This is a genomic window from Salipiger sp. PrR003 (genome assembly GCF_010500785.1).
Lineage (GTDB): Bacteria > Pseudomonadota > Alphaproteobacteria > Rhodobacterales > Rhodobacteraceae > Salipiger > Salipiger pacificus_A.
This window is the reverse complement of the sequence record NZ_JAAGOV010000065.1, coordinates 184,552-205,519: the sequence shown is the minus strand read 5'-3', so window position 1 is coordinate 205,519 and position 20,968 is coordinate 184,552. Positions and strand designations below refer to the sequence as shown.

General features: G+C 67.8%; 22 protein-coding genes. 18 read left to right on the top strand and 4 right to left on the bottom strand.

The window, feature by feature from the left end; all coding sequences use genetic code 11:
• The first annotated feature begins 24 nt into the window (after window positions 1-24).
• Together fabI and gpt are read left to right on the top strand one after the other, a co-directional pair.
• Complete coding sequence (gene fabI, locus G0D83_RS23475; RefSeq protein WP_108965614.1) at window positions 25-831, top strand: enoyl-ACP reductase FabI; 807 nt, start codon at window positions 25-27, stop codon at window positions 829-831.
• A gap of 72 nt (window positions 832-903) precedes the next feature.
• Complete coding sequence (gene gpt / locus G0D83_RS23470) at window positions 904-1,413, top strand: xanthine phosphoribosyltransferase (RefSeq protein ID WP_108967619.1); 510 nt, start codon at window positions 904-906, stop codon at window positions 1,411-1,413.
• A 94-nt stretch (window positions 1,414-1,507) separates the two neighbouring features.
• On the opposite strand, the gene G0D83_RS23465 is transcribed toward gpt, so the two are convergent.
• The gene (locus tag G0D83_RS23465; protein WP_164197020.1) at window positions 1,508-2,389 is read right to left on the bottom strand and encodes an SDR family oxidoreductase; all 882 of its coding nucleotides are present in this window, start codon (window positions 2,387-2,389) and stop codon (window positions 1,508-1,510) included.
• A gap of 103 nt (window positions 2,390-2,492) precedes the next feature.
• On the opposite strand from G0D83_RS23465, the gene G0D83_RS23460 reads away from it, so the two are divergent.
• The 5 genes from G0D83_RS23460 (at window position 2,493) to G0D83_RS23440 (ending at window position 8,105) form a co-directional block, all read left to right on the top strand.
• Complete coding sequence (locus G0D83_RS23460) at window positions 2,493-2,936, top strand: helix-turn-helix domain-containing protein (RefSeq protein WP_164197019.1); 444 nt, start codon at window positions 2,493-2,495, stop codon at window positions 2,934-2,936.
• A gap of 63 nt (window positions 2,937-2,999) precedes the next feature.
• Entirely contained in the window at window positions 3,000-4,226 is a 1,227-nt protein-coding gene (locus G0D83_RS23455; protein WP_164197018.1) for an aminotransferase, read from the top strand.
• A 37-nt stretch (window positions 4,227-4,263) separates the two neighbouring features.
• Entirely contained in the window at window positions 4,264-6,111 is a 1,848-nt protein-coding gene (locus G0D83_RS23450; protein ID WP_164197017.1) for a SurA N-terminal domain-containing protein, read from the top strand.
• Between the two features lie 4 nt (window positions 6,112-6,115).
• Window positions 6,116-7,630 carry an anthranilate synthase component I gene (trpE, locus tag G0D83_RS23445; RefSeq protein ID WP_164197016.1) on the top strand — a complete coding sequence of 505 codons (1,515 nt, stop codon included), beginning with the start codon at window positions 6,116-6,118 and terminating at the stop codon, window positions 7,628-7,630.
• The gene (locus G0D83_RS23440) at window positions 7,623-8,105 is read left to right on the top strand and encodes a GNAT family N-acetyltransferase (protein WP_164197015.1); all 483 of its coding nucleotides are present in this window, start codon (window positions 7,623-7,625) and stop codon (window positions 8,103-8,105) included. The genes trpE and G0D83_RS23440 overlap by 8 nt, the downstream gene beginning before the upstream one ends.
• 39 nt (window positions 8,106-8,144) lie before the next feature.
• Here the strand turns inward: G0D83_RS23440 and G0D83_RS23435 are convergent, their stop codons facing one another.
• Entirely contained in the window at window positions 8,145-8,645 is a 501-nt protein-coding gene (locus G0D83_RS23435; protein ID WP_164197014.1) for a superoxide dismutase family protein, read from the bottom strand.
• 217 nt (window positions 8,646-8,862) lie between these two features.
• Here G0D83_RS23435 and G0D83_RS23430 point away from each other — a divergent pair, with 217 nt between their 5' ends.
• Both G0D83_RS23430 and bmt read left to right on the top strand, forming a co-directional pair.
• Window positions 8,863-9,936: a site-2 protease family protein gene (locus tag G0D83_RS23430; protein WP_164197013.1), complete on the top strand. Its 1,074-nt coding sequence runs from the start codon at window positions 8,863-8,865 to the stop codon at window positions 9,934-9,936.
• Window positions 9,937-10,042: 106 nt separating this feature from the next.
• Window positions 10,043-11,056 carry a betaine--homocysteine S-methyltransferase gene (gene bmt, locus G0D83_RS23425; RefSeq protein ID WP_164197012.1) on the top strand — a complete coding sequence of 338 codons (1,014 nt, stop codon included), beginning with the start codon at window positions 10,043-10,045 and terminating at the stop codon, window positions 11,054-11,056.
• Window positions 11,057-11,222: 166 nt separating this feature from the next.
• Here the strand turns inward: bmt and G0D83_RS23420 are convergent, their stop codons facing one another.
• Window positions 11,223-12,308 carry a PA0069 family radical SAM protein gene (locus G0D83_RS23420; RefSeq protein ID WP_164197011.1) on the bottom strand — a complete coding sequence of 362 codons (1,086 nt, stop codon included), beginning with the start codon at window positions 12,306-12,308 and terminating at the stop codon, window positions 11,223-11,225.
• Window positions 12,309-12,446: 138 nt separating this feature from the next.
• On the opposite strand from G0D83_RS23420, the gene G0D83_RS23415 reads away from it, so the two are divergent.
• The 3 genes from G0D83_RS23415 (at window position 12,447) to G0D83_RS23410 (ending at window position 14,166) form a co-directional block, all read left to right on the top strand.
• The gene (locus tag G0D83_RS23415) at window positions 12,447-13,157 is read left to right on the top strand and encodes a B12-binding domain-containing protein (protein WP_164197010.1); all 711 of its coding nucleotides are present in this window, start codon (window positions 12,447-12,449) and stop codon (window positions 13,155-13,157) included.
• 144 nt (window positions 13,158-13,301) lie between these two features.
• Entirely contained in the window at window positions 13,302-13,475 is a 174-nt protein-coding gene (locus tag G0D83_RS31950; RefSeq protein ID WP_193989020.1) for a hypothetical protein, read from the top strand.
• The gene (locus G0D83_RS23410) at window positions 13,459-14,166 is read left to right on the top strand and encodes a DUF1638 domain-containing protein (RefSeq protein ID WP_164197009.1); all 708 of its coding nucleotides are present in this window, start codon (window positions 13,459-13,461) and stop codon (window positions 14,164-14,166) included. Before G0D83_RS31950 ends, G0D83_RS23410 begins: the two co-directional genes overlap by 17 nt.
• A 70-nt stretch (window positions 14,167-14,236) precedes the next feature.
• Here G0D83_RS23410 and G0D83_RS23405 read toward each other — a convergent pair whose 3' ends face one another.
• On the bottom strand, window positions 14,237-15,976 hold the full coding sequence (locus G0D83_RS23405; protein ID WP_164197008.1) for a divergent polysaccharide deacetylase family protein: 1,740 nt from the start codon (window positions 15,974-15,976) through the stop codon (window positions 14,237-14,239).
• Window positions 15,977-16,150: 174 nt separating this feature from the next.
• On the opposite strand from G0D83_RS23405, the gene G0D83_RS23400 reads away from it, so the two are divergent.
• From G0D83_RS23400 to glp, 6 genes are read left to right on the top strand one after another with little or no spacing between them, the layout of a single operon-like run.
• Window positions 16,151-16,732 (top strand): aminodeoxychorismate/anthranilate synthase component II, encoded by a 582-nt coding sequence (locus G0D83_RS23400; RefSeq protein WP_164197007.1) that lies wholly within the window; start codon window positions 16,151-16,153, stop codon window positions 16,730-16,732.
• Window positions 16,729-17,751, top strand: coding sequence for an anthranilate phosphoribosyltransferase (gene trpD, locus G0D83_RS23395; RefSeq protein ID WP_164197006.1), 1,023 nt, complete (start codon window positions 16,729-16,731; stop codon window positions 17,749-17,751). The genes G0D83_RS23400 and trpD overlap by 4 nt, the downstream gene beginning before the upstream one ends.
• A complete protein-coding gene (locus G0D83_RS23390) occupies window positions 17,748-18,401 on the top strand; it encodes a uracil-DNA glycosylase (RefSeq protein WP_164197005.1) in 654 nt (217 codons plus the stop codon). The genes trpD and G0D83_RS23390 overlap by 4 nt, the downstream gene beginning before the upstream one ends.
• Before the next feature lie 32 nt (window positions 18,402-18,433).
• Window positions 18,434-19,237, top strand: coding sequence for an indole-3-glycerol phosphate synthase TrpC (gene trpC / locus G0D83_RS23385; protein ID WP_164197004.1), 804 nt, complete (start codon window positions 18,434-18,436; stop codon window positions 19,235-19,237).
• Window positions 19,234-19,710: a cyclic pyranopterin monophosphate synthase MoaC gene (gene moaC, locus G0D83_RS23380; protein ID WP_108965639.1), complete on the top strand. Its 477-nt coding sequence runs from the start codon at window positions 19,234-19,236 to the stop codon at window positions 19,708-19,710. Before trpC ends, moaC begins: the two co-directional genes overlap by 4 nt.
• Window positions 19,707-20,873: a gephyrin-like molybdotransferase Glp gene (gene glp / locus G0D83_RS23375; protein WP_164197003.1), complete on the top strand. Its 1,167-nt coding sequence runs from the start codon at window positions 19,707-19,709 to the stop codon at window positions 20,871-20,873. Before moaC ends, glp begins: the two co-directional genes overlap by 4 nt.
• Window positions 20,874-20,968: the final 95 nt, after the last annotated feature.

The following is a 20,968-nucleotide window of genomic DNA, read 5'->3' as shown; positions in this document are numbered from 1 at the left end:
ATCAATGCCGGGTAGAGGTCAGGTATGTCAAACACTCTGATGGCCGGGAAGCGCGGCCTGATCATGGGTCTCGCCAACGACAAGTCGATTGCCTGGGGCATCGCGAAGAAACTGCACGAAGCGGGGGCGGAGCTTGCCTTCTCCTACCAGGGCGAGGCGCTGAAGAAGCGCGTCGATCCGCTGGCCGCGCAACTGGGCTCGGACATCGTGCTGCCCTGCGACGTCTCCGACGAGGCTTCGATCGACGCGCTGTTCGACGGGCTGAAGGAGCGCTGGGACAATCTCGATTTCGTGGTCCACGCCATCGGCTTCTCGGACAAGAACGAACTGCGCGGGCGTTACGTCGACACCAGCCGGTCGAACTTCAACCTGACCATGGACATCTCGGTCTACAGCTTCACCGCGGTGATGCAGCGCGCCGAGAAAATGATGAACAACGGTGGCGCCGCGCTAACGCTCACCTACTATGGCGCCGAGCGGATCATGCCCCATTACAACGTGATGGGCGTGGCCAAGGCGGCGCTTGAGGCGTCGGTCCGTTATCTCGCCGAGGACCTCGGCAAGGACGGCATCCGGGTCAACGCCATCTCGGCCGGCCCGATCAAGACGCTGGCCGCCTCGGGCATCGGCGACTTCCGCTACATCATGAAGTGGAACGAGTACAACTCGCCCCTGCGCCGCAACGTGACCATTGACGACGTCGGCGGATCGGCGCTCTACCTGCTGTCCGAACTCGGCGCAGGTGTGACCGGCGAGACGCACCACGTCGACGCGGGCTACCATGTCGTCGGCATGAAGGCCGTCGACGCGCCCGACATTTCCAAGGGCTGAGCCCGTTCACCTGACCAAGGGCCCAGCCCTTCCGACCGACAGACATCCGACAGGGAGAGCCCCATGCCCGAGATGACCGACCGCCTGCCCCATGAAAAGGGCTTCCACGTCAGCTGGGACCAGCTGCACCGCGACAGCCGTGCACTGGCCTGGCGCCTGCAGAGCCACAAGCCCGAGGGCGGCGGCGATTGGCGCGCCGTTGTCGCGATCACCCGCGGCGGCATGGCCCCGGCGATGATCGTGGCACGCGAACTCAACGTCCGCATCGTCGACACGATCTCGGTCAAGAGCTACAACCACCAGGCGCAGTCCGAGCCCAAGGTCATCAAGTTCCCGGACATGGAGGTGATGGGCGACGGCGAGGGCGTGCTGATCATCGACGATCTGGTCGACACCGGCCGCACCCTGGAAGTTGTGCGCAAGCACCTGCCCAAGGCGCATGTGGCCACCGTTTATGCCAAGCCGATGGGCCGCCCGCAGGTCGACAGTTTCATCACCGAGGTGAGCCAGGACACCTGGATCTTCTTCCCTTGGGACATGGCCCTGCAATACGTCAAGCCGTTCCACGGCACCAACGACTGATCTTCGGTCTGAAATCTGCCGAGGGGCGCGGCCGTGCTGGCCGCGCCCCTCTCCGTTTGCAGAAACCGCGCCGCGAGAGCTGCGCTCGACTGCCTCAGGACTCGACCTTGACGCCGGCGGTCAGAGTGTCCTTCCACGGCGTCGTCGGGCGCCCGATCAGCGTCGAGAGCGTCGTGTTCTCGCTGAAAAGTCCTCCCTGCGCCGCGCCGCTGTCACTGTCGGCGAGCATCTGCGCCACCGGCACCGGCAGGCCGGCGCCTTCAAGCGCCGCAGCGTAGTCCGCCTCGCTCATGTTCACATAGGGAATCTCCCTGCCCGCGATCTCCGACAGCGCCGCCGCGAAATCTGCCAGGGTGTAGCTCTCGCTCCCCGCCAGCTCATAGATCGTGCCGCGGGCTGGGGTCGCCCCGGTGAGGACCGCAACGGCGGCCGCCGCATAGTCGGCCCGCGCCGCAGAGGAAATGCGGCCCTCTCCGGCGGCCCCGATCAGCGCCCCATGCTCCAGTGCCGCACCCGCGCCCATGACGTAATTCTCTGTGTACCAGCCGTTGCGCAGCAGCGCGTAGTCGAGCCCAGAGGCGGCGAGCGCCCGTTCAGTCGCCACGTGCTCGCCCGGAAGCACGGTCAGCGGCGAGCTGTCAGCATTGAGGATCGAGGTGTAAGCTATGAACTTCACGCCGACTTTCTTCGCCGCATCAATCACCTTCGCATGCTGATCCGCACGCTTGCCGACTTCGCTCGAGGAGATGAGCAGCAATTTCTCGACCCCAGCGAGAGCCGTTTCAAGCGCCGCCGGATCGTCATAGGCAGCAACGCGCACTGTGAAACCCTGTGCTTCGAGAGCGGCAACCGCTTCGGGGCGGCGCACAAGCGCGCCGATGGTTGCATCCGGCGCAGCCGCCTTGAGCTGCTGCAGAACCAGCGCGCCGAGTTGGCCGCTCGCACCGGTGATGAGGTAGTCGACTGTGTCGGACATGGTCTTTCCTTTCCAAGGTCCCTGCACTGGCGCAGAGTTCCGATTCGAGATATGGTCTCATAAATAGACCTTCTAACATGACCTCGTAAGGAGGCACTTTCACATGACAAGGGTACACGCAGGGAACCACCTCCCAGAGATCTCCGATCCTGTCCGCACAATGCTCGACAGCATGGCCGCCTGGACGGGCGCGCCCGAGGACGAGGCGCAATGCCCCGTGCGCGACGTGCTCGACCGGGTCGGCCAGAAGTGGACGCTGCTGATCCTCGTCGCTCTGGAGCCCTCCCCAAAACGATTTTCGCAATTGCAGCGGCAGGTTGGCGACATTTCCAAACGTATGCTGACGCAAACCCTGAGGCAGCTCGAGCGCGATGGGCTGGTATCCCGGCAGGTCTTCCCGACCAAGCCCCCCTCGGTGGAATACGCGCTCACCGAGCTTGGCCGCTCGGCGCTGGCGCCCATTGGCGCACTGCTGGTCTGGGCCGACAGCAACCACCAGACGATCCGTGCCGCGCGCGCCGCCTTTGACGCAGAAGAAGTCTCCTGAGCCCTCTTCCCCCTGACTTGAGCCGCTGATAGCGTCCGCGCAACACTTAGGGAGAGACCGCACATGACCAGCAAGAGCCGCACCCAAACCACCTTCGCCCCACCGGTGATGGAGGCGCGGCGCTGGCTCGACAGCGTCACGTTTTCTGCAGACCGGCCCCTGATCAACGTCAGCCAAGCCGCCCCCATCGACCCGCCGCCCGCGCCGCTTGTTGCCGCTATGGGCCAGGCGCTGGCCGATCCGGCCACCCACCTCTACGGACCGGTGCTCGGCATGCCCGAGCTGCGCGAGGAACTGGCGCGCCATTGGTCCGCCCATTATGGCGCAAATGTGTCAGCGGAAAACGTCGCGATTACATCTGGTTGCAACCAGGCCTTCGCGGCCTGCATTAGCGCGCTCTGCGGCGAGGGGGATGAGGTTCTGCTGCCGACGCCCTGGTATTTCAACCACAAGATGTGGCTCGACATGTCCGGGGTCACGACCGTGCCGTTGCCCACCGATGCCGAACTCTTGCCGCAGGTGACGACGGCCGCTTCCCTCATCACATCAAGAACGCGCGCCATTGTTCTGGTTTCCCCGAATAATCCCGGCGGCAAGGAGTATCCGGCAGAGACCCTGAGGGCCTTCTTCGACCTCGCACGCGCGCACGGGATCAAGCTGATCGTCGATGAGACCTACAAGGATTTCGACAGCCGCAGCGGCGCGCCGCACGACCTGCTGACCGCGCCCGAGGGCCGTGACACGCTGGTCCAGCTATACAGCTTCTCCAAGGCATACCGCCTCACCGGCCACCGGGTCGGCGCGATCATCGCCAGCGAAGACCTCCTGCCCGAGGTTGAGAAGTTCCTAGATACTGTCGCCATTTGCGCGACGCAGCTCGGGCAGCGCGCGGCGCTCTGGGGGCTACGGAACCTTGCCCAATGGGTCGCTGGCGAGCGCGACGAGATCCTCGACCGCCGCGCCGCCATCGCCGACAACATGCCGCGGCTCGACGCCAAAGGGTGGAAGCTGCTCGGCCTCGGCGCCTATTTCGCCTATCTCGAGCACCCCTTCGCGGAAAGCTCGGCGCAGCTCGCACCAAAGCTGGTGAGAGAGGCCGGCGTCCTTTCTCTTCCGGGCACCATGTTCATGCCGGAGACCGACCCGCGCGGCGCCCGGCAATTCCGCTTTGCCTTTGCCAATGTGAACCGCGCAGAGATCGGCGATCTTTTCGGACGGCTCGAAGCGCTGGACTGGCCCGTCCGGCCGCAGGGCGCGACAGCCCTTGCGAGCAAGGACTTGGCCCAGTAAACCCCGACGCCAGAAACACATGATCAAGAGGCAGCGCATGGCACGCGGCAAGAGCAGCATCGGCAAGACTCTGGTATGGGGTCTTCTGATCCTCGTGGTGATGGGCTTCGGCGCCTTCGGCACGGTGAATTTCAGCGGCGGCCTGCGTGGGATCGGTTCGGTCGGCGACACCGAGATCTCGGTGAACGACTATTCGCGCGCGCTGCAGAACGAGATGCGCGCATTCGAGGCGCAGACCGGCCAGCCGATGACCCTTGATCAGGCACAGCAGTTCGGTCTCGACCGCCAGGTTCTGGCGCAGGTGGTGACCAATGCCGCGCTCGACGACGAGGCCGCCCGCATCGGTCTTTCGGTCGGCGACGACCAGGTGGCCGAAGCGCTGAGCCAGGTCGGCGCCTTCCAGGGTCCCGACGGTAAGTTCAACCGCGAGAGCTATGCCTTCGCGCTGCGCAACACCGGCCTCACCGAAGCCGAATTCGAAGACGACCTGCGCAGCGAAAGCGCCCGGAACCTCCTGAACTCGGCGGTTTACTCCGGCACCACCCTGCCCGACACCTATGTCGACACGCTGCTCGGCTGGGCCGGCGAGACCCGCGACTTCACCTGGGCTCGCCTTGGCGCCGACGCGCTGGAAACCGGCCTGCCGGTGGCCACCGACGAGGAGCTTCAGACCTGGTACGACGCCCATGTCGCGCAGTTCACCCTGCCCGAAACCAAGGTCATCACCTATGCCTGGATCACCCCGGACATGATCGTCGACAACGTCGAGCTGGACGAGGCGACCCTGCGCGCCGCCTATGACGAGCGCAGTGCCGAGTTCAACCTGCCCGAGCGCCGCCTGGTCGAGCGCCTCGTCTTCGGCAACGAGGCCGAGGCGCAGCAGGCGATGGACCGCATCACCTCGGGCGAGATTGGCTTCGAGGGGCTGGTCGAGGAGCGCGGCCTGCAGCTGGCAGACACCGATCTCGGCGACGTGACCAAGGGCGAGCTCGGCGAAGCCGGTGACGGCGTCTATGCGCTCGACACCGGTGAAGTCGCCGGCCCGCTGCCCTCGAACCTCGGCCCGGCGCTCTACCGCGTCAACGCCATCCTGCATGCGCAGGAGACCCCGTTCGAGGAAGCCGTGCCGTCGCTGCGCGATGAGCTGGCGCTCGACCGCGCCCGACGGGTGATCGAAGGCATGGCGCAGAGCCTCGACGACGAGCTGGCCGGTGGCGCGACGCTGGAAGAGCTGGCAAGCGACACCGAGATGGAGCTTGGCACGATCGCCTGGACCCAGCAGAGCGATGAGACCATCGCCGGATATGACGCCTTCCGCGAGGCCGCGCAGGCGGTGACCGCGGACGACTACCCCTCGATCTCCGATCTCGGCGACGGCGGCGTCTTCGCGCTTCGTCTCGACGAGATCCGCCCGCCCGCACCGCGCCCCTTCGAGGAAGTGCGCGACGAAGTTGCCGCGGGCTGGGACAAGGACAAGACAACCGAGATGCTTGTCGCGCAGGCCGAAGACCTGGCGCAGCAAATCGCCGGCGGTGCAAGCTTTGCCGACCTTGGTCTCGAGCCGATGCGGGAGCAGACCCTGACCCGCGACGCGCAGATCCCCGACATGCCGGGTGGCCTGCTCGAGGCTGCCTTCGAGATGCAGCCGGGCGAGGCACGCGCGCTTCCGGGCGACGGTGCGGCGCTGATCATGCAGCTCGACGCCGTGACCCCTGTCGACCGCGAAAGCGACGCCTCCAAGCAGCTCGAGGGGCTGCTGAAGGATCGCGCCGCGAGCAGCGTGGCGCAGGATCTCTTCCGCGCCTTCGTCACCGACATTCAGGAACGCGCCGGGGTCAACATCGACCAGCAGGCGGTGAATGCCGTCCACACCAACTTCCGGTAAGACCATGGCATCTCTGACCCCCTCTTATGACGACTTCGCCCGGGCTTACGAGGCGGGCGAGAACCAGGTCGTCTACACAAGGCTCGCCGCCGATCTCGACACGCCTGTGTCGCTGATGCTCAAGCTCACGGGGGCAGCCAAGGACGCCTTCATGCTCGAGTCGGTCACCGGCGGCGAAGTCCGCGGGCGCTACTCGATCATCGGCATGAAGCCCGACCTCGTGTGGAAGTGCCACGGCAAGGAGGCGCGGCTGAACCGCCAAGCGCGCTTCGACCCCGAGGCCTTCGACGACGAGCCCCTCGATCCGCTCGCCTCGCTGCGCGCGCTGATCGCCGAGAGCAAGATCGACCTGCCCGAAGACCTGCCGCAGGCCGCGGCGGGTCTTTTCGGCTACCTCGGCTATGACATGATCCGGCTGGTCGAGCGTCTGCCCAACGTGAACCCCGACCCTCTCGGCCTGCCCGACGCGGTGATGCTGCGCCCCTCGGTGGTCGCGGTGCTTGACGGGGTGAAGGGCGAGGTGACCGTGGTTGCCCCGGCCTGGGTGCAGTCGGGGCTTTCCGCCCGCGCCGCCTATGCGCAGGCCGCCGAGCGGGTGATGGACGCCGTGCGCGACCTGGAGCGGGCCCTGCCGCAGGCGGGCCGCGAGCTGGGCGAGGCACGCGAGGTCGGGGAGCCGGTGTCGAACTTCACCCGCGAGAGCTACAAGGCTGCGGTTGAAAAGGCCAAGGACTACATCCGCGCGGGCGACATCTTTCAGGTGGTGCCGGCGCAGCGCTGGACGCAGGATTTCCCGCTGCCGCCCTTCTCGCTCTACCGCTCGCTGCGGCGCACCAACCCGTCGCCCTTCATGTTCTATTTCAACTTCGGTGGCTTCCAGGTCATCGGCGCGAGCCCCGAGATCCTCGTGCGGGTCTTCGGTCGCGAGGTCACCATCCGCCCGATCGCCGGCACCCGCCCGCGCGGCGCGACCCCCGAGGAAGATCGGGCGCTCGAGGCCGACCTGCTGGCGGACAAGAAGGAACTGGCCGAGCACCTCATGTTGCTCGATCTGGGCCGCAACGACACCGGCAAGGTCTCGAAGATCGGCACCGTGCGCCCGACCGAACAGTTCACCATCGAGCGCTACAGCCACGTGATGCACATCGTGTCCAACGTTGTCGGTGAATTGGCCGAGGATCAGGATGCGCTGTCGGCCTTCTTTGCCGGCATGCCCGCGGGCACCGTCTCGGGCGCGCCCAAGGTCCGCGCGATGGAGATCATCGACGAGCTCGAGCCCGAGAAGCGCGGCGTCTACGCCGGCGGCGTCGGCTATTTCAGCGCGGGCGGCGACATGGACATGTGCATTGCCCTGCGCACCGCCATCGTGAAGGACGAAAAGCTCTATATCCAGGCGGGCGGCGGCGTGGTCTATGACAGCGACCCCGAGGCCGAGTACATGGAGACCGTCCACAAGTCGAACGCCATCCGGCGGGCGGCGGCAGACGCGGCGCGCTTTACCGGCTCGGGCAATGGCTGACCCATTCCGCGGGCGCATCCGCCGGGCGGTCCCGGCGGATGCGCCCGCGCTCTCGCGCTTGCTGCAGGACTTGGTGTCCGCCGGCAAGCGCAGCGCACGGGCGGACGCGGATTTTGTGCTGTCGCATTACGTGCAGAACCCCGATGGCATCTGCTGCTTTGTGGCCGAGGACGCCGACGGTGCATTGCTCGGGCTGCAATCCATGAAGCGCACCTCCGAGGGCAGTGAGTATGGTACCCCCGGCGGCTGGGGCTTCATCGGCACCCATGTCTCGCCGAGAGCGGCGCGACGCGGCGTCGGCGCGGGCCTCTTCCGCGCCACCCGAGAGGCGGCGCAGACTGCGGGGGTACCTGCCATCGAGGCCTATATCGGCGCCGGCAATACGGGCGGTCAGGCCTATTACGAGGCGATGGGCTTTCGCACCTGGCGCAAGCCCGAGGGCGCGGTCTGCAAGCGCTACGACCTGGCCCCTTGATGCGCCGACGAGGCGCCTAGGCGCCCCGCCGATGTTGCGTCACTCGCTCTCGAAGACCCCGCAGGCGAGCCGGCTGCCCGCATCGCCCGAGGGCTGACTTTCGTAGTCGTCTGGACCCGCGTGCACGATGAAGGCCGAGCCGTCGTCATCCAGAAGCATTTCGGTAACGTCGAAATCGGGCAGGAAGGCTTCGACGGTCAGCGATCCGTCCGGCGCGATGTGCGCATTGGGCAGATCCCCCGGGTGCGGGCCGTTTTCCGCCATCACGCCGTGATCCGCGTCCCCGGAAAGATGTCCCCCCGCAGAGGTAAAGTCGCTCGCCGAACAGTCGCCGGTTTCGTGGATGTGAATGCCATGCGCCCCCTCTGGCAGTCCCTGCAACTCGGCAACGACATGGCCCATGCCCGAAGGTGTGTCGGTCACGGTGACGGTTCCGATGTTGCTGCCATCGGTCCCCGCGAGCTGCGCGGTGGCGGTGGCGGCGATGGCCGGGGCACCGGCAAGCCCGAAAAGAGCGGTGGCAATAGCAATGGTTTTCATGACATCCTCCGTTGGCAAAGGGCGCGGCGACGCGATAAGCCCGCCTCCTGCCCTGCAGCCTCAACGCGGGGCAAGAGCCTCGGTTGCGCGGGCTGGCAGAAAAGACCGCGGCGGCAGGACGTGTCGGTGCGTGGGCCTCTTAACCTGACGCCGCGACGATTTTATCTTTTGCAAAGAGGCCCGGACGAGTTTCGCCACAGCCCCAAGGAGACGCCCCATGCACTGGTCCTTTCCAATCGGCCGCCTTTTCGGATCGGAGCTGCGTGTCCATGCGACGTTCTTCCTGCTGTTGCTCTGGATCGGCGTCGCCGCATGGTCGGCGGGCGGTATGGCGGCGGCGGTGCAGAATGTGCTGTTCATCCTCGCGCTCTTCGCATGCGTCGTGGCGCATGAGTTCGGTCACGCGCTGACCGCCCGGCGCTTCGGCATCAAGACCCCGGACATCACCCTGCTGCCCATCGGCGGGCTCGCCCGGCTCGAGCGCATGCCCGAGAAACCCGCGCAGGAGATCGCCGTCGCCATTGCCGGCCCGCTGGTCAACGTGGCGATCTGGCTGGTTCTGCTGTTGCTCGGCGCGAACTCCGACATGGGCGCTCTGTCGCGCCTTGGCGAGGGGACCGGGGCCTTTCTCAGCCAACTCGCCTCGATCAACCTCGCGCTGGCGCTCTTCAACATGCTCCCGGCCTTTCCGATGGATGGCGGGCGGGTGCTGCGCGCGGTGCTCGCACTGCGCACCGACCGGGTGAGCGCGACCCGCGCGGCGGCGATCACCGGCCAGATCCTTGCCTTCGGTCTTGCCTTCTGGGGGCTGAGTTCGGGCAATTTCATCCTGATCCTCATCGCCATCTTCGTCTTCTTCGCCGGTCAGGCCGAGAGCCAGGACGTTGCCAGCCGCGCGGTTGCGCATGACCTCTTGGCGCGCGACGCGATGATCACCAGCTTCGAGACCTTGCGGCCCGAGGATACGCTGGCCACCGCCGGGCAGACCTTGATCAGGACCACTCAGCACGAGTTCCCCGTGCTCACGCCGGATGGACAGCTCGCCGGTTTCCTGACCCGCGACGCGCTCTTTCGCGGCATCGCCGAGGACCACGCAACGCGGCGCGTCTCTGAATTCATGACCGAGGTGCCCCAGCTGCCGCTCGCCGCGCCGCTGCAATCGGTGCTCGACGCGCTGGCGCAGGCACCGGCGGTGGCGGTGATTGACGCGGGCAGCCACGTGCTGGGCTACGTCACCCGCGAAAACGTCGGCGAGCTCATGGTGCTGCGCGGCCCCGGCATGGCCGGCTGAGACACGCCGGGCATGAGCGCCCCGCCGCTTGCCCCGCACGAACGATTGCGGCCCACAGCGGGATGTGGAATTTCCCGACCCGAAGAGGATTTTCAAGAGGCATTTCATGACCGACGCGCTTTCCAAGCTGCTTGCGAAGCGGGACTGGCTGCTCGCCGACGGCGGCATCGGCACCAGCTTGTTCAGCATGGGTCTGACACCGGGCGACGCCCCGGAATTCTGGAACGAGACCCATCCGGACCGCATCCGCGCGCTGTACCAAGGCCCGGTCGACGCGGGCTCCGACATTTTCCTCACCAATTCCTTCGGCGCCAATGCCGCGCGGCTCAAGCTGCACGGGGCTGCGCCCCGTGCCCGCGCGCTGTCGCGGAGTGCCGCCGAGCTGGCGCGCGAGGTGGCCGAGTCCGCCGGGCGTCCGGTCGTTGTGGCGGGTTCGGTCGGCCCCACCGGCGAGATCCTCGCGCCCATCGGCCCGTTGCCACACGCGCTGGCAGTAGAGATGTTCGAAGAGACCGCGGCGGGCCTCAAGGAGGGCGGCGCCGATGTGCTCTGGCTCGAGACCATCTCGGCACCCGAAGAGGTCCGCGCCGCCGCAGAAGCCTTCGCGACCGTCGGCCTGCCCTGGTGCTGCACCATGAGCTTCGACACCGCCGGGCGTACGATGATGGGGCTCACCGCTGCCGACTTCGCGCGGCTCGTCGAGACGCTGCCGACACCGCCCATCGCCTTTGGCGCGAACTGCGGCACCGGACCGTCGGACCTGCTGCGCAGCGTGCTTGGCTTCGCGGCAATCGGCACCGAACGACCGATCATCGCCAAGGGCAACGCCGGCATCCCGCGCTACGAGAACGGGGAACTGCATTACGACGGCACACCCGAGGTGATGGCGGACTACGCGGTCATGGCCCGCGACGCCGGGGCACGGATCATCGGCGGCTGCTGCGGCACCACGCCCGAGCACCTGCGCGCCATGCGTGCGGCGCTCGAAAGCGGCCCGCTCGGGCCGCGCCCGACGCTGGAGCGGATCGCCAGCAAGCTGGGCGCCTTCAGCTCGGAAAGCGACGGGCTCGGCGAAGACGCTCCCCAGCGCGTCCGGCGTGGCGGGCGCCGCCGCAGCTGAGCCGGTTCGCCGCGCATCCCCCCAAGGACGTGGCAGGGTGCCTGCATGACGGCCCTGCGGCGTGCGTTTCAAACCGACGCGTGGCCGCGCACCGTCGTCCTCAGCCGCGCTGCGGCGCAAGGCGAAGGCTACGCTTGGCGCCCTCCAGCGTTGAGGTGAGCCCAACTCAGAAAAGCGACAGCTGGTCCCCCGCCCGTGGCGGCGGGCGAAAGAGATCGCTGCGTAGCGCCGGCTGTTCCGCATCCAGTCCCAGCCGCCGCACCGCCTTGTCGAAGCGCTGCGCGATGAGCTGCGCATAGATGCCCTCCCCGCGCATCCGCCGGTGCCACTGCGCCGAGTAATCCTGTCCGCCGTGCATCTCGCGCAGCCGCGCCATGACCCGCGCAGCGCGGCCCGGATAGTGCTCCTCGAGCCATGCGCGCCAGAGCGGCGCGACCTCGAGCGGCAGTCGGAGCATGATCCAACTGGCCGAAACGGCCCCCGCCTCGGCCCCGGCTTGCAGGATGTGCTCGAGCTCGGGATCGGTCAGCGCGGGCACGACGGGCGATGCCATGACCCGCACCGGGATCCCCGCCTCGCTCAGCCGCCGGATCGTCGCAAGCCGCCGGACCGGCGAGGGCACGCGCGGCTCCATCCGGCGCGCGAGATCGGCGTCGAGCGTGGTGACCGAAAGGCCCACGCGCGCCAGCCCCTGCGCCGCCATCTCCGAAAGGATGTCGATGTCGCGCTCGATCAGCGTGCCCTTGGTGACGATGGCGACCGGGTGGCGGAAGTCGCGCAGCACCTCGAGGCAGGCGCGCATGATGCCCCGGTCCCGCTCGATCGGCTGGTAGGGATCGGTATTGGTGCCGATGGCCAGCGGCGCGGGCGCGTAACGCTTGGCCCCCAGTTCACGCGCCAGCACCTCGGGCGCATCGGGCCGGGCGATGAGCTTGGTCTCGAAATCCAGCCCCGGCGAGAGCCCCAGATAGGCGTGGCTGGGCCGGGCGAAGCAGTAGATGCAGCCGTGCTCGCAGCCGCGATAGGGATTGATCGTCCGGTCAAAGGGCAGGTCCGGCGAGCGCACGTAGTTGATCAGGCTGCGCGGGCGCTCTTCGCTGACCTCGGTGCGCAGCGGTGGCAGCTCCTCGGGGATCTCCCAGCCGTCATGGGCGTCCTCATAGGCAAGCCGCTCGAAGCGCCCGCTGTCACGGGAGCCGGCGCCGCGCCCCTTGCGGCGCTCCTTTTCGATGGATCGGCTGGCGGCGCTCATAAGTCAGATATGGAACAGATAGAGAACATGCGCAAGCCCCACCGCCGCGGCGTCGCCTCCGTCCCCGGCCATGTCGCAATCGGCCATGTGGCGCAAGCGCCCGGGGCGCAGGCTGGAGGGAGCGCAAGGGAGGTGCCCATGTCCGAAGACGAACCCGGCGAAGAGATCATCCTGGCCGATCTCGACGATGCGGAGCTGGTCGAGCAGATGTTCGACGATCTCTACGACGGCATGCGCGAAGAGATCGAAGAGGGCGTGCGGATCCTGCTGGATCGGGGCTGGCCGCCCTACAAGGTCCTCACCGAGGCGCTTGTCGGCGGCATGAAGATCGTCGGTGAGGATTTCCGCGATGGCATCCTCTTCGTTCCCGAGGTGCTGCTGGCGGCGGGCGCGATGAAAGGCGGCATGGCGATCCTCAAGCCGCTGCTGGCCGAGACCGGGGCGCCGACCATCGGCAAAATGGTGATCGGCACGGTCAAGGGCGACATCCACGACATCGGCAAGAACCTCGTGTCGATGATGATGGAGGGCGCGGGCTTCGAAGTGATCGACCTCGGCATCAACAACGCCGTCGAGTCCTACCTCGAGGCGATGGAGGCGGAGAAGCCCGATATCCTTGGCATGTCCGCCCTGCTCACCACCACGATGCCCTACATGAAGGTGGTGATCGACACGATGGTCGCAAAGGGCCTGCGCGACGATTACATCGTGCTGGTCGGCGGCGCGCCTCTCAACGAGGACTTCGGCCGGGCCATCGGCGCCGACGCCTATTGCCGCGATGCGGCGGTCGCGGTGGAGACTGCAAAGGCGCTCATCGCGCGCCGCCACAACCGCGCTGCAGCGGGATGAGCCCGCGCCACTCTGGCCCCGAAGCCCATGCCGATCAGCGAAAATTTGCAGGGCATTGCGGGGACAACGTGACGGAAAAGTGGATTTCTCTTTGCTTTCGGGGAGTCCGGCACCTATCTTCAATGGCAGGGAAAGGAGACCCCGATGCCGGTGACCACTCTCGTAACGCTTCTGATCGCGGTGATTGCCTCCGCAGGCTTCACCGTCTGGGCCCTGTTTGCCTGGGGGGCGAGCAAGGTCATCCCGCTGTTGCTCGGCATCGCCCTGCTGATCCGCTGGGGCATGGCCTCGGTGCCCGCGGATGACACCCGCGCCTGACGGCGCCCCAGCTGCCGAAGCCCACCCGAATCCCGAATTCGCGCCATCAGACAAGGCGCTCGCCGAGCGTGGCTTTGCGTTGTCCGCGGCGCATCCTGGCACGGGACGCATCCTGCTCATTGCCTGCGGCGCGCTCGCCCGCGAGGTGCTCGCGGTGACCCGTCAGAGTGGGCTCGACCATCTCGACCTCGTCTGTCTGCCCGCGCAATTGCACAATACCCCCGAGCGCATCCCCGGCGCCGTGCGCGCGGCCGTCGCCCGTCACCGCGCGTCACATGCCGAGATCAAGCTGCTCTACGCCGATTGCGGCACCGGCGGGCAGCTGTCCGCGCTTTGCGACGAGCTGGGGATCGAAATGCTTCCCGGCGCGCATTGCTATGCCGTCTTCGACGGTGTTGCGCGCTTTGCCGCGCGCGGTGAGATGACCAGCTTCTACCTCACGGATTTCTTGGTGCACCAGTTCGACGCTTTCGTCTGGCGCCCGCTTGGCCTCGACCGGCACCCGCAGCTGAGGGACGCCTATTTCGGGAATTACCGAACCTTGGTGCATCTCGCGCAGGTGGAGGACCCAGGGACAGCCGAACTGGCCGCGCAGCACGCCGCCCGTCTCGGGCTCGCCTTCGAGCGGCGGATCACCGGCTACGGCGATCTGGGCGCTTCGCTGGAAGCCTGGGCGACGCCGCGCGTTTAAAGAGGGCTCCACCCCGCGCGGCACTGCGGTCCCTGGCACGCGGGCACTTGCGCCCCTAAGACAGCGCCGGTCAGTCTTGGCGCGCCTGCCGGAGCAGCAGCGCCGAGACCGGGACCAGGGCGACGCTGTTCGCGCGGTCCTGCAGCCCCCAGAGCAGCAGCGCCGAGACCGTGTCGGCGCGCAGACGGCCCAGCATCACCACGTTCTCGTCCTGCCGCGCCCGGAAGGCCGCCTGGTCGAGGAAGCGCCGCATGACCCGCGGCTCCTGCCCCTTGCCGTCGAAGTCCCGGAAAACCGTCAGGCTCGGCACGCCGGCGCGGCGGGCCAGCGCCTCGGCAGTGTTCAGCCCGTTCGGCATCATCACCAGCCCGTGGCCGGAGTCTGCAAGAAACTCCGCCGCCTGCTCCGAGATCGCCCGGTTGTGTTGCAGCGCCAGATCCGCGCTCTCCAGCACCGCGACCGCGCCGGGGACGGTGCTGAGCGCGCCTTCGAGCGCGATCTCCGTGTCGGAGGGGGTCGCGTTCTCGGGCAGCGCGGCCAAGGCAAGAACCTCGAAGCCACGCGCGCGATAGGCCTCGGCGGCGCTGGCGGGATCGGGATGCGAGGGCGCGATCGCGAAGCTCACCGGGAAGGGAAAGGCCTCGACCGTTTCCGGACCAAGCGGCCCGGTGCCGTCGTCGATGAGCAAGATGGACATGGCCGCGTCGCCGGGAGCAAGGTCGGAGGCGGCGGCATAGAGCTGCAGCGGTGAGGCCCCGGTGTCAGGCGTGGCCGCGGGAGCGTCTTCGGTGATCACCGGCAGGCGGCTATCCGGCGCGGAGCCGATGCCCGGCGAGGCAGGCTCTGCCGCGTGTTGCGGGGTGTCTTCGGGCGCACGGGTGACCAAGGATGACGCCGGCGTGCCGACGCTCGGTCCGTCGGAGGGAAGCGGCTCCGCCGGGCGGCCTGGCACAAGAGTGGTGACCCGGGGGAGCGCGGCCCCTGCAGGCGGTGCCTCCTCCGGTGAGATGACAGGCATTTCGGGCTTGTCCGAAACAGCCTCCCCGGTGGGCGCTTCCACGGCAGCCTCAGGCGTGGGCTCGGGCTGTGGCACGGCCTGCGGCTCTGGCTCGGGCGCGAGGCCGCTGTCCTGGGTTGGAGTGGGCGGCTGCGCGGGATCGGTCGAGAGCGATGGCTGCGCCTCGGCCAGGGGGGCTTCCGGTGGCAGCGCGGGCAGACCGGGCTGCACCGGGGCGTCGCCGCCGACCGCGAGCCGTGCAGCCTCGGAGGTGCCGGGCGCGTCCGGGGCATCGGGCATCGGGATCGGGTCGGGACGCTGCAGCGGATTGGTGTCGGGAGCGCTGCCCTCGACGAGCGAGGGCGCCGCGAGCGTCGGTCCCGCGGCGGAGGGAGCCACCCCCTGCTCCTCGGCAGGGCGGTGCGCCGGCGGCGGCGTTTCGGCTTTTTCCGAAATGGCGTCCGGCGCCGTTTCGACCGGAGGCTCTTCGGCGCGTGTCTCCGGAGCCGCCGCCGTATCTTCCGAGCTTCCAGCTTCCGACGCGCCGTCCGCCCCCTTGGTCGCTGGCGCAGGGTCCGGCCGTTCGGCCGTCTCCTCTGCGATGTCCGGCGCATTGCTCTGGGGCGCTCGGGTGACCGGCGCGGCGCGCTCGCCCAGGCTGTCGACCGCCTCGGCAACGGGATCGGTGGCGATGGGCATCTCGGGGCGGGTCGGACGGTTGGCGGGCGGCCCCATGGCCACCGACAGCACTCCAGCGCCCACGCCCGAGACCACCAGACCCCAGATCGCCCCTGCCAAGAAACCGCGTGCCATGTCCCTGCCCGTCCTCTTCTCTGCCGCGGGTCCCGTTGCCGGACCCTTTGTCGCCGTGCTACGGCGCGCGTGCCGGTCCCGATCAGAGTTCGGGACATGGCCTTGACGCTGCACCACCTGCGGGCGCATGTATACCCCCACCGCGGGTGCGCCCGCCAGTCTGAAGAGTCTACCATGCTGCTTCTCATCGACAATTACGACAGTTTCACCTGGAACCTCGTGCATTACGTGGGCGAGCTGGGCGTGGAGGCCAAAGTCGTGCGCAACGACCAGATCGACGTTCAGTCGGCCATGGCGCTGAAACCCGCAGGCATCCTGCTCTCGCCGGGGCCCTGCACGCCGACCGAGGCAGGCATCTGTCTCGCGCTCACCGAGGCCGCCGCCGAGACCCGCACGCCGCTCTTCGGCGTCTGCCTCGGCCACCAGACCATCGGCCAGGCCTTCGGCGGCACCGTGAAGCGCCACGACGAGATCGTGCACGGCAAGGTGGGGCTGATGCATCACGACGACACCGGGGTGTTCGCCGGGCTGCCCTCGCCTTTCGAGGCGACGCGCTATCATTCTCTGGTCGTCGCCCGCGACGACCTGCCCGAGGAGCTTATCGCCAACGCCTGGCTCGAGGATGGCACGATCATGGGTCTGCGGCACCGCGAGCTGCCCATCCACGGCGTGCAGTTTCACCCCGAGAGCATCGCCTCCCAGCACGGCCATGCGCTGATCGAGAATTTCCTGAAGACCATGAAAGTCCCTGCATGAGCGATCGACTGAAGCCGCTGATCGGCGCCGCCTGTACCCGTCCGCTGAGCCGGCAGGAGGCCGAGGCGGCCTTCGAGATCCTCTTTGCGGGAGAGGCCACCCCGGCGCAGATCGGCGGGCTGCTGATGAGCCTGCGCACCCGCGGCGAGACGGTCGAGGAATACGCCGCCGCCGCCGCGGTGATGCGCGCCAAGTGCAACAAGGTTGTCGCGCCCGCGGGCGCAATCGACATCGTCGGCACCGGCGGCGACGGCAAGGGCACGCTGAACATCTCGACCGCCACCGCCTTTGTCGTGGCGGGCGCGGGCGTCACCGTGGCCAAGCACGGCAACCGGAATCTCTCGTCGAAGTCGGGCTCGGCGGATGCGCTGGGACAGATGGGCATCAACGTGATGCTGCCCGCCTCGGCCATCGCGCCCATCCTCAACGAGGTCGGAATCTGCTTCATGATGGCCACCATGCACCACCCGGCGATGAAGCACGTGGGCCCGCCGCGCATGGAGCTGGGCACGCGCACGATCTTCAACATTCTCGGGCCGATGACCAATCCGGCGGGCGTGAAGCGCCAGCTGACCGGCGCCTTCTCGCGCGATCTCATCCGGCCCATGGCCGAGGTTCTGGGCCAGCTCGGGTCGGAGCGCGCCTGGCTGGTGCACGGCTCGGACGGCACCGACGAGCTCGCGATCTGCGGCGTGAGCTGGGTTGCGGCGCTGGAAGAGGACGGCTCCATCCGCGAGGTCGAGCTGCACCCCGAGGACGCGGGGCTTCCCGAACACCCGTTCGAGCAGATCATCGGTGGCGACCCGGCCGAGAACGCTGCGGCAATGCGGGCGCTTCTGGACGGGGCAGAGAATGCCTACCGCGATGCGGTGCTGCTGAACTCGGCCGCGGCACTGGTGGTCGCGGGCAAGGCGGCCGACCTGCGCGAGGGCGTCGCCATGGCCCGCGAAAGCATCGACAGCGGCGCGGCCAAGGCCAAGGTCGAGGCACTTGCCAAGGCGAGCCAAGCCGCCGCATGAGCCTGCCTGAACGCTGGGGCCACCTGCCCTTTTTCACCAAGGAGTTCCCGCGTATCGCCGCCGCGCTGGCAGAGGAGACGCGGGAGATCCTGCCGCCCGAGCCACAGCGCTTCGCGGCGCTCGACGCCTGCGCGCCCGAAGAGGTGCGCGTGGTGATCCTCGGACAGGATCCCTACCCGACGCCCGGCCACGCCCATGGGCTCGCCTTTTCGGTGGAACCCGAAATACGGCCCCTGCCGCGGTCGCTTACAAATATCTACAAGGAATTGCAGGAAGAATTCGGCGCGGTCCCGCCCAACGGCGACCTGCGCTTCTGGGCCCGTCAGGGCGTGCTCCTGCTCAACACCGCGCTCTCGGTGCCCGCCGGCAACGCGGGCGCACACGCCAAGCTCGGCTGGTCGACCCTGACCGCGCAGGTGCTCGAGGCGCTCTCGGACCAGCCGCGCGCCTTCGTCCTTTGGGGTGGCCACGCACAGAAATTCGCGCCGTACATCCGCGGCGAGGACCACCTGATCCTCACCTCCGCCCACCCCTCGCCGCTCTCGGCGCGACGCGGCTTTTTCGGCTCTCGCCCCTTTTCCCGCGTCAACGACTGGCTTAAAGCCAGAGGGGAGACGCCGATCAACTGGACCACGCCCGGCGCGGCCTGACCGACCGGCCCGAGAACGATACGGAGCCCGCCATGACCCAGACGATCCTCGACAAGATCAAGGCCTACAAGCTCGAAGAGGTCGCCGCCGACAAGGCCGCGAAACCGCTGAGCGAGGTCGAGGCGGAGGCCCGTGCCGCAGACCCCGTGCGCCCCTTCGCGCAAGCGCTCATCGAGGCCGCCAAGACCGGCTATGGCCTCATCTCGGAAGTAAAAAAAGCCTCACCCTCCAAGGGGCTGATCCGCGAGGACTTCGACCCCGCGACGCTGGCCCGGGCCTATGAACGCGGCGGTGCGACCTGCCTGTCGGTGCTCACCGATACGCCGTCGTTCCAGGGGGCCAAGGCCTTCCTGACCGAGGCGCGCTCGGCCACCAATATGCCCGCGCTGCGCAAGGATTTCATTTACGACCCCTACCAGGTCGCCGAAGCCCGCGCGCTTGGTGGTGACTGCATCCTGATCATCATGGCCTCGGTCTCCGACATGCTGGCCGCCGAACTCGAGGATGCCGCTTTCCACTGGGGCATGGACGCGCTGATCGAGGTGCATGATGCCGAGGAGTTGGAGCGCGCGCTCAAGCTCAAATCGCCGCTGATCGGGGTCAACAACCGCAACCTCAAAACCTTCGAAACCACGCTCGACACCACACGCGTGCTGTCGCAGGGGGTGCCCGAGGGCCGCTTCCTGATCTCCGAGTCAGGGCTCAACACCCCGGCCGATCTGGCGGACATGGCGCACTACGGCGCCCGCGCCTTCCTCATCGGCGAGAGCCTGATGCGGCAGCAGGACGTCGAATCCGCGACCCGCACGCTGCTCGCCGACCCGGTGCCCGCATGAGCGGCCTCACACATTTCGACGCCAAGGGCGATGCGCATATGGTCGACGTTTCGGACAAACCCGTAACGTCCCGCATCGCCACCGCTGCCGCGTGGATCCGTATGGAGCAGGCGACTTTCGAGCTGATCTCCGAGGGCAAGGCCAAGAAGGGCGACGTCCTCGGCGTGGCGCGTCTCGCCGGGATCATGGGCGCCAAAAAGACGTCCGAACTGATCCCGCTCTGCCACCCGCTTCCGGTGACGAAGGTCACCGTCGAGATCACCGCGGATGCCGCGCTGCCGGGCCTGCAGATCGAAGCCACCGTCAAGACCACCGGGCAGACCGGCGTCGAGATGGAGGCGCTGACTGCCGCCTCGACCGCTGCGCTGACCGTCTACGACATGGTCAAGGCGGTGGACCGCGGCATGGAAATCGGTGGGTTGCGCGTGCTCCTGAAGGACGGCGGCAAGTCGGGGCGCTACGAAGCCAAATGATCCCCGTCACGGAAGCGCTCGACCATCTCTTCGCCCTTGCCCGCCCATTGGATGTGGAGGAGGTGCCCCTGCGCGAGGCCGGAGGCCGCGTGCTCGCGCGGTCGGTCGCGGCCCGCCGCGACCAGCCGCCTTTTGCGGCGTCGGCGATGGATGGCTACGGCGTGACCGAAGCGGCGCCGGGTCTGCGCTTCACCGTGATCGGCGAAGCGGCCGCGGGACGCGGCTTCCAGGGAAAGGTCGGCGCCGGCGAAGCGGTGCGCATCTTCACCGGCGCGCCGGTGCCGGACGGGGTGAAAACCGTTGTCATCCAAGAGGATGTCACCCGCGACGGGGATGTGATCACGATCACCGACCAGCTTGGTGCAGGCGACAACATCCGCCCCTACGGCAATGACTTCCGCGCCGGCCTCACACTCGATGCCCCCCGTCTTCTCGGCCCCCAGGATATTGCCCTTTTGGCCGCGATGAACATCGCCCGCGTGCCCGTGACGCGCCGCCCGAAGGTCGCCCTGATCTCCACCGGGGACGAGCTGGTCATGCCCGGCGAAGACCCTGGCCCCGACCAGATCATCGCGTCGAACACCTTCGGCCTTTACGTGCTGATGCAGCAGCTCGGCGCCGAGCCGCGCCTGCTTCCCATCGCCCGCGACAACGAGGCCTCGCTGCGCACGGTCTTCGGCATGGCCGATGACGCAGACCTCGTGGTGACCATCGGTGGCGCCTCGGTCGGAGATCATGACCTCGTGGCCCGCGTGGCCGAGGGCATGGGGCTCGAACGGGCCTTTCACAAGGTCGCCATGCGCCCCGGCAAGCCCCTGATGTCCGGCCGTTTCGGCGAGGCGATGATGGTCGGCCTGCCCGGCAACCCGGTGTCGGCCATGGTCTGCGGACATATCTTTCTTGCCCCGGTGGTCCGCGCCATGCTCGGCCTCGGCGCTGCGCCGGCACGGCGCGAGACGCTGCGCCTCGCGGCCCCGGTCAGCGAAAACGGCCCGCGCGAGCACTACATGCGAGCCCGGATCACGCCCGAGGGGGTCTCGATTTTTGATCGTCAGGACAGCGCCTTGCTGAGCGTTCTCGGCGCCGCCGATGCGCTGGCCGTGCGCCCTCCGCGCGATCCCGCCCGCGCCGCCGGGGACCAGATCGAGGTGATCCGCCTCTGAGGCACCTTTCACCTTCATCCGAAACGCAAGGTTTCCCGGTCGAAGCGTTTGGATAGCCTCAAGAATTAATCTCGCTTTAACCTTGCATTAATGAT

Bases quoted from the DNA above. Each gene is read 5' to 3' on its own strand.
- fabI (WP_108965614.1), top strand. From the start codon at position 25: ATGTCAAACACTCTGATGGCCGGGAAGCGCGGCCTGATCATGGGTCTC.
- gpt (WP_108967619.1), top strand. From the start codon at position 904: ATGACCGACCGCCTGCCCCATGAAAAGGGCTTCCACGTCAGCTGGGAC.
- G0D83_RS23465 (WP_164197020.1), bottom strand. From the start codon at position 2,389: ATGTCCGACACAGTCGACTACCTCATCACCGGTGCGAGCGGCCAACTC.
- G0D83_RS23460 (WP_164197019.1), top strand. From the start codon at position 2,493: ATGACAAGGGTACACGCAGGGAACCACCTCCCAGAGATCTCCGATCCT.
- G0D83_RS23455 (WP_164197018.1), top strand. From the start codon at position 3,000: ATGACCAGCAAGAGCCGCACCCAAACCACCTTCGCCCCACCGGTGATG.
- G0D83_RS23450 (WP_164197017.1), top strand. From the start codon at position 4,264: ATGGCACGCGGCAAGAGCAGCATCGGCAAGACTCTGGTATGGGGTCTT.
- trpE (WP_164197016.1), top strand. From the start codon at position 6,116: ATGGCATCTCTGACCCCCTCTTATGACGACTTCGCCCGGGCTTACGAG.
- G0D83_RS23440 (WP_164197015.1), top strand. From the start codon at position 7,623: ATGGCTGACCCATTCCGCGGGCGCATCCGCCGGGCGGTCCCGGCGGAT.
- G0D83_RS23435 (WP_164197014.1), bottom strand. From the start codon at position 8,645: ATGAAAACCATTGCTATTGCCACCGCTCTTTTCGGGCTTGCCGGTGCC.
- G0D83_RS23430 (WP_164197013.1), top strand. From the start codon at position 8,863: ATGCACTGGTCCTTTCCAATCGGCCGCCTTTTCGGATCGGAGCTGCGT.
- bmt (WP_164197012.1), top strand. From the start codon at position 10,043: ATGACCGACGCGCTTTCCAAGCTGCTTGCGAAGCGGGACTGGCTGCTC.
- G0D83_RS23420 (WP_164197011.1), bottom strand. From the start codon at position 12,308: ATGAGCGCCGCCAGCCGATCCATCGAAAAGGAGCGCCGCAAGGGGCGC.
- G0D83_RS23415 (WP_164197010.1), top strand. From the start codon at position 12,447: ATGTCCGAAGACGAACCCGGCGAAGAGATCATCCTGGCCGATCTCGAC.
- G0D83_RS31950 (WP_193989020.1), top strand. From the start codon at position 13,302: ATGCCGGTGACCACTCTCGTAACGCTTCTGATCGCGGTGATTGCCTCC.
- G0D83_RS23410 (WP_164197009.1), top strand. From the start codon at position 13,459: ATGACACCCGCGCCTGACGGCGCCCCAGCTGCCGAAGCCCACCCGAAT.
- G0D83_RS23405 (WP_164197008.1), bottom strand. From the start codon at position 15,976: ATGGCACGCGGTTTCTTGGCAGGGGCGATCTGGGGTCTGGTGGTCTCG.
- G0D83_RS23400 (WP_164197007.1), top strand. From the start codon at position 16,151: ATGCTGCTTCTCATCGACAATTACGACAGTTTCACCTGGAACCTCGTG.
- trpD (WP_164197006.1), top strand. From the start codon at position 16,729: ATGAGCGATCGACTGAAGCCGCTGATCGGCGCCGCCTGTACCCGTCCG.
- G0D83_RS23390 (WP_164197005.1), top strand. From the start codon at position 17,748: ATGAGCCTGCCTGAACGCTGGGGCCACCTGCCCTTTTTCACCAAGGAG.
- trpC (WP_164197004.1), top strand. From the start codon at position 18,434: ATGACCCAGACGATCCTCGACAAGATCAAGGCCTACAAGCTCGAAGAG.
- moaC (WP_108965639.1), top strand. From the start codon at position 19,234: ATGAGCGGCCTCACACATTTCGACGCCAAGGGCGATGCGCATATGGTC.
- glp (WP_164197003.1), top strand. From the start codon at position 19,707: ATGATCCCCGTCACGGAAGCGCTCGACCATCTCTTCGCCCTTGCCCGC.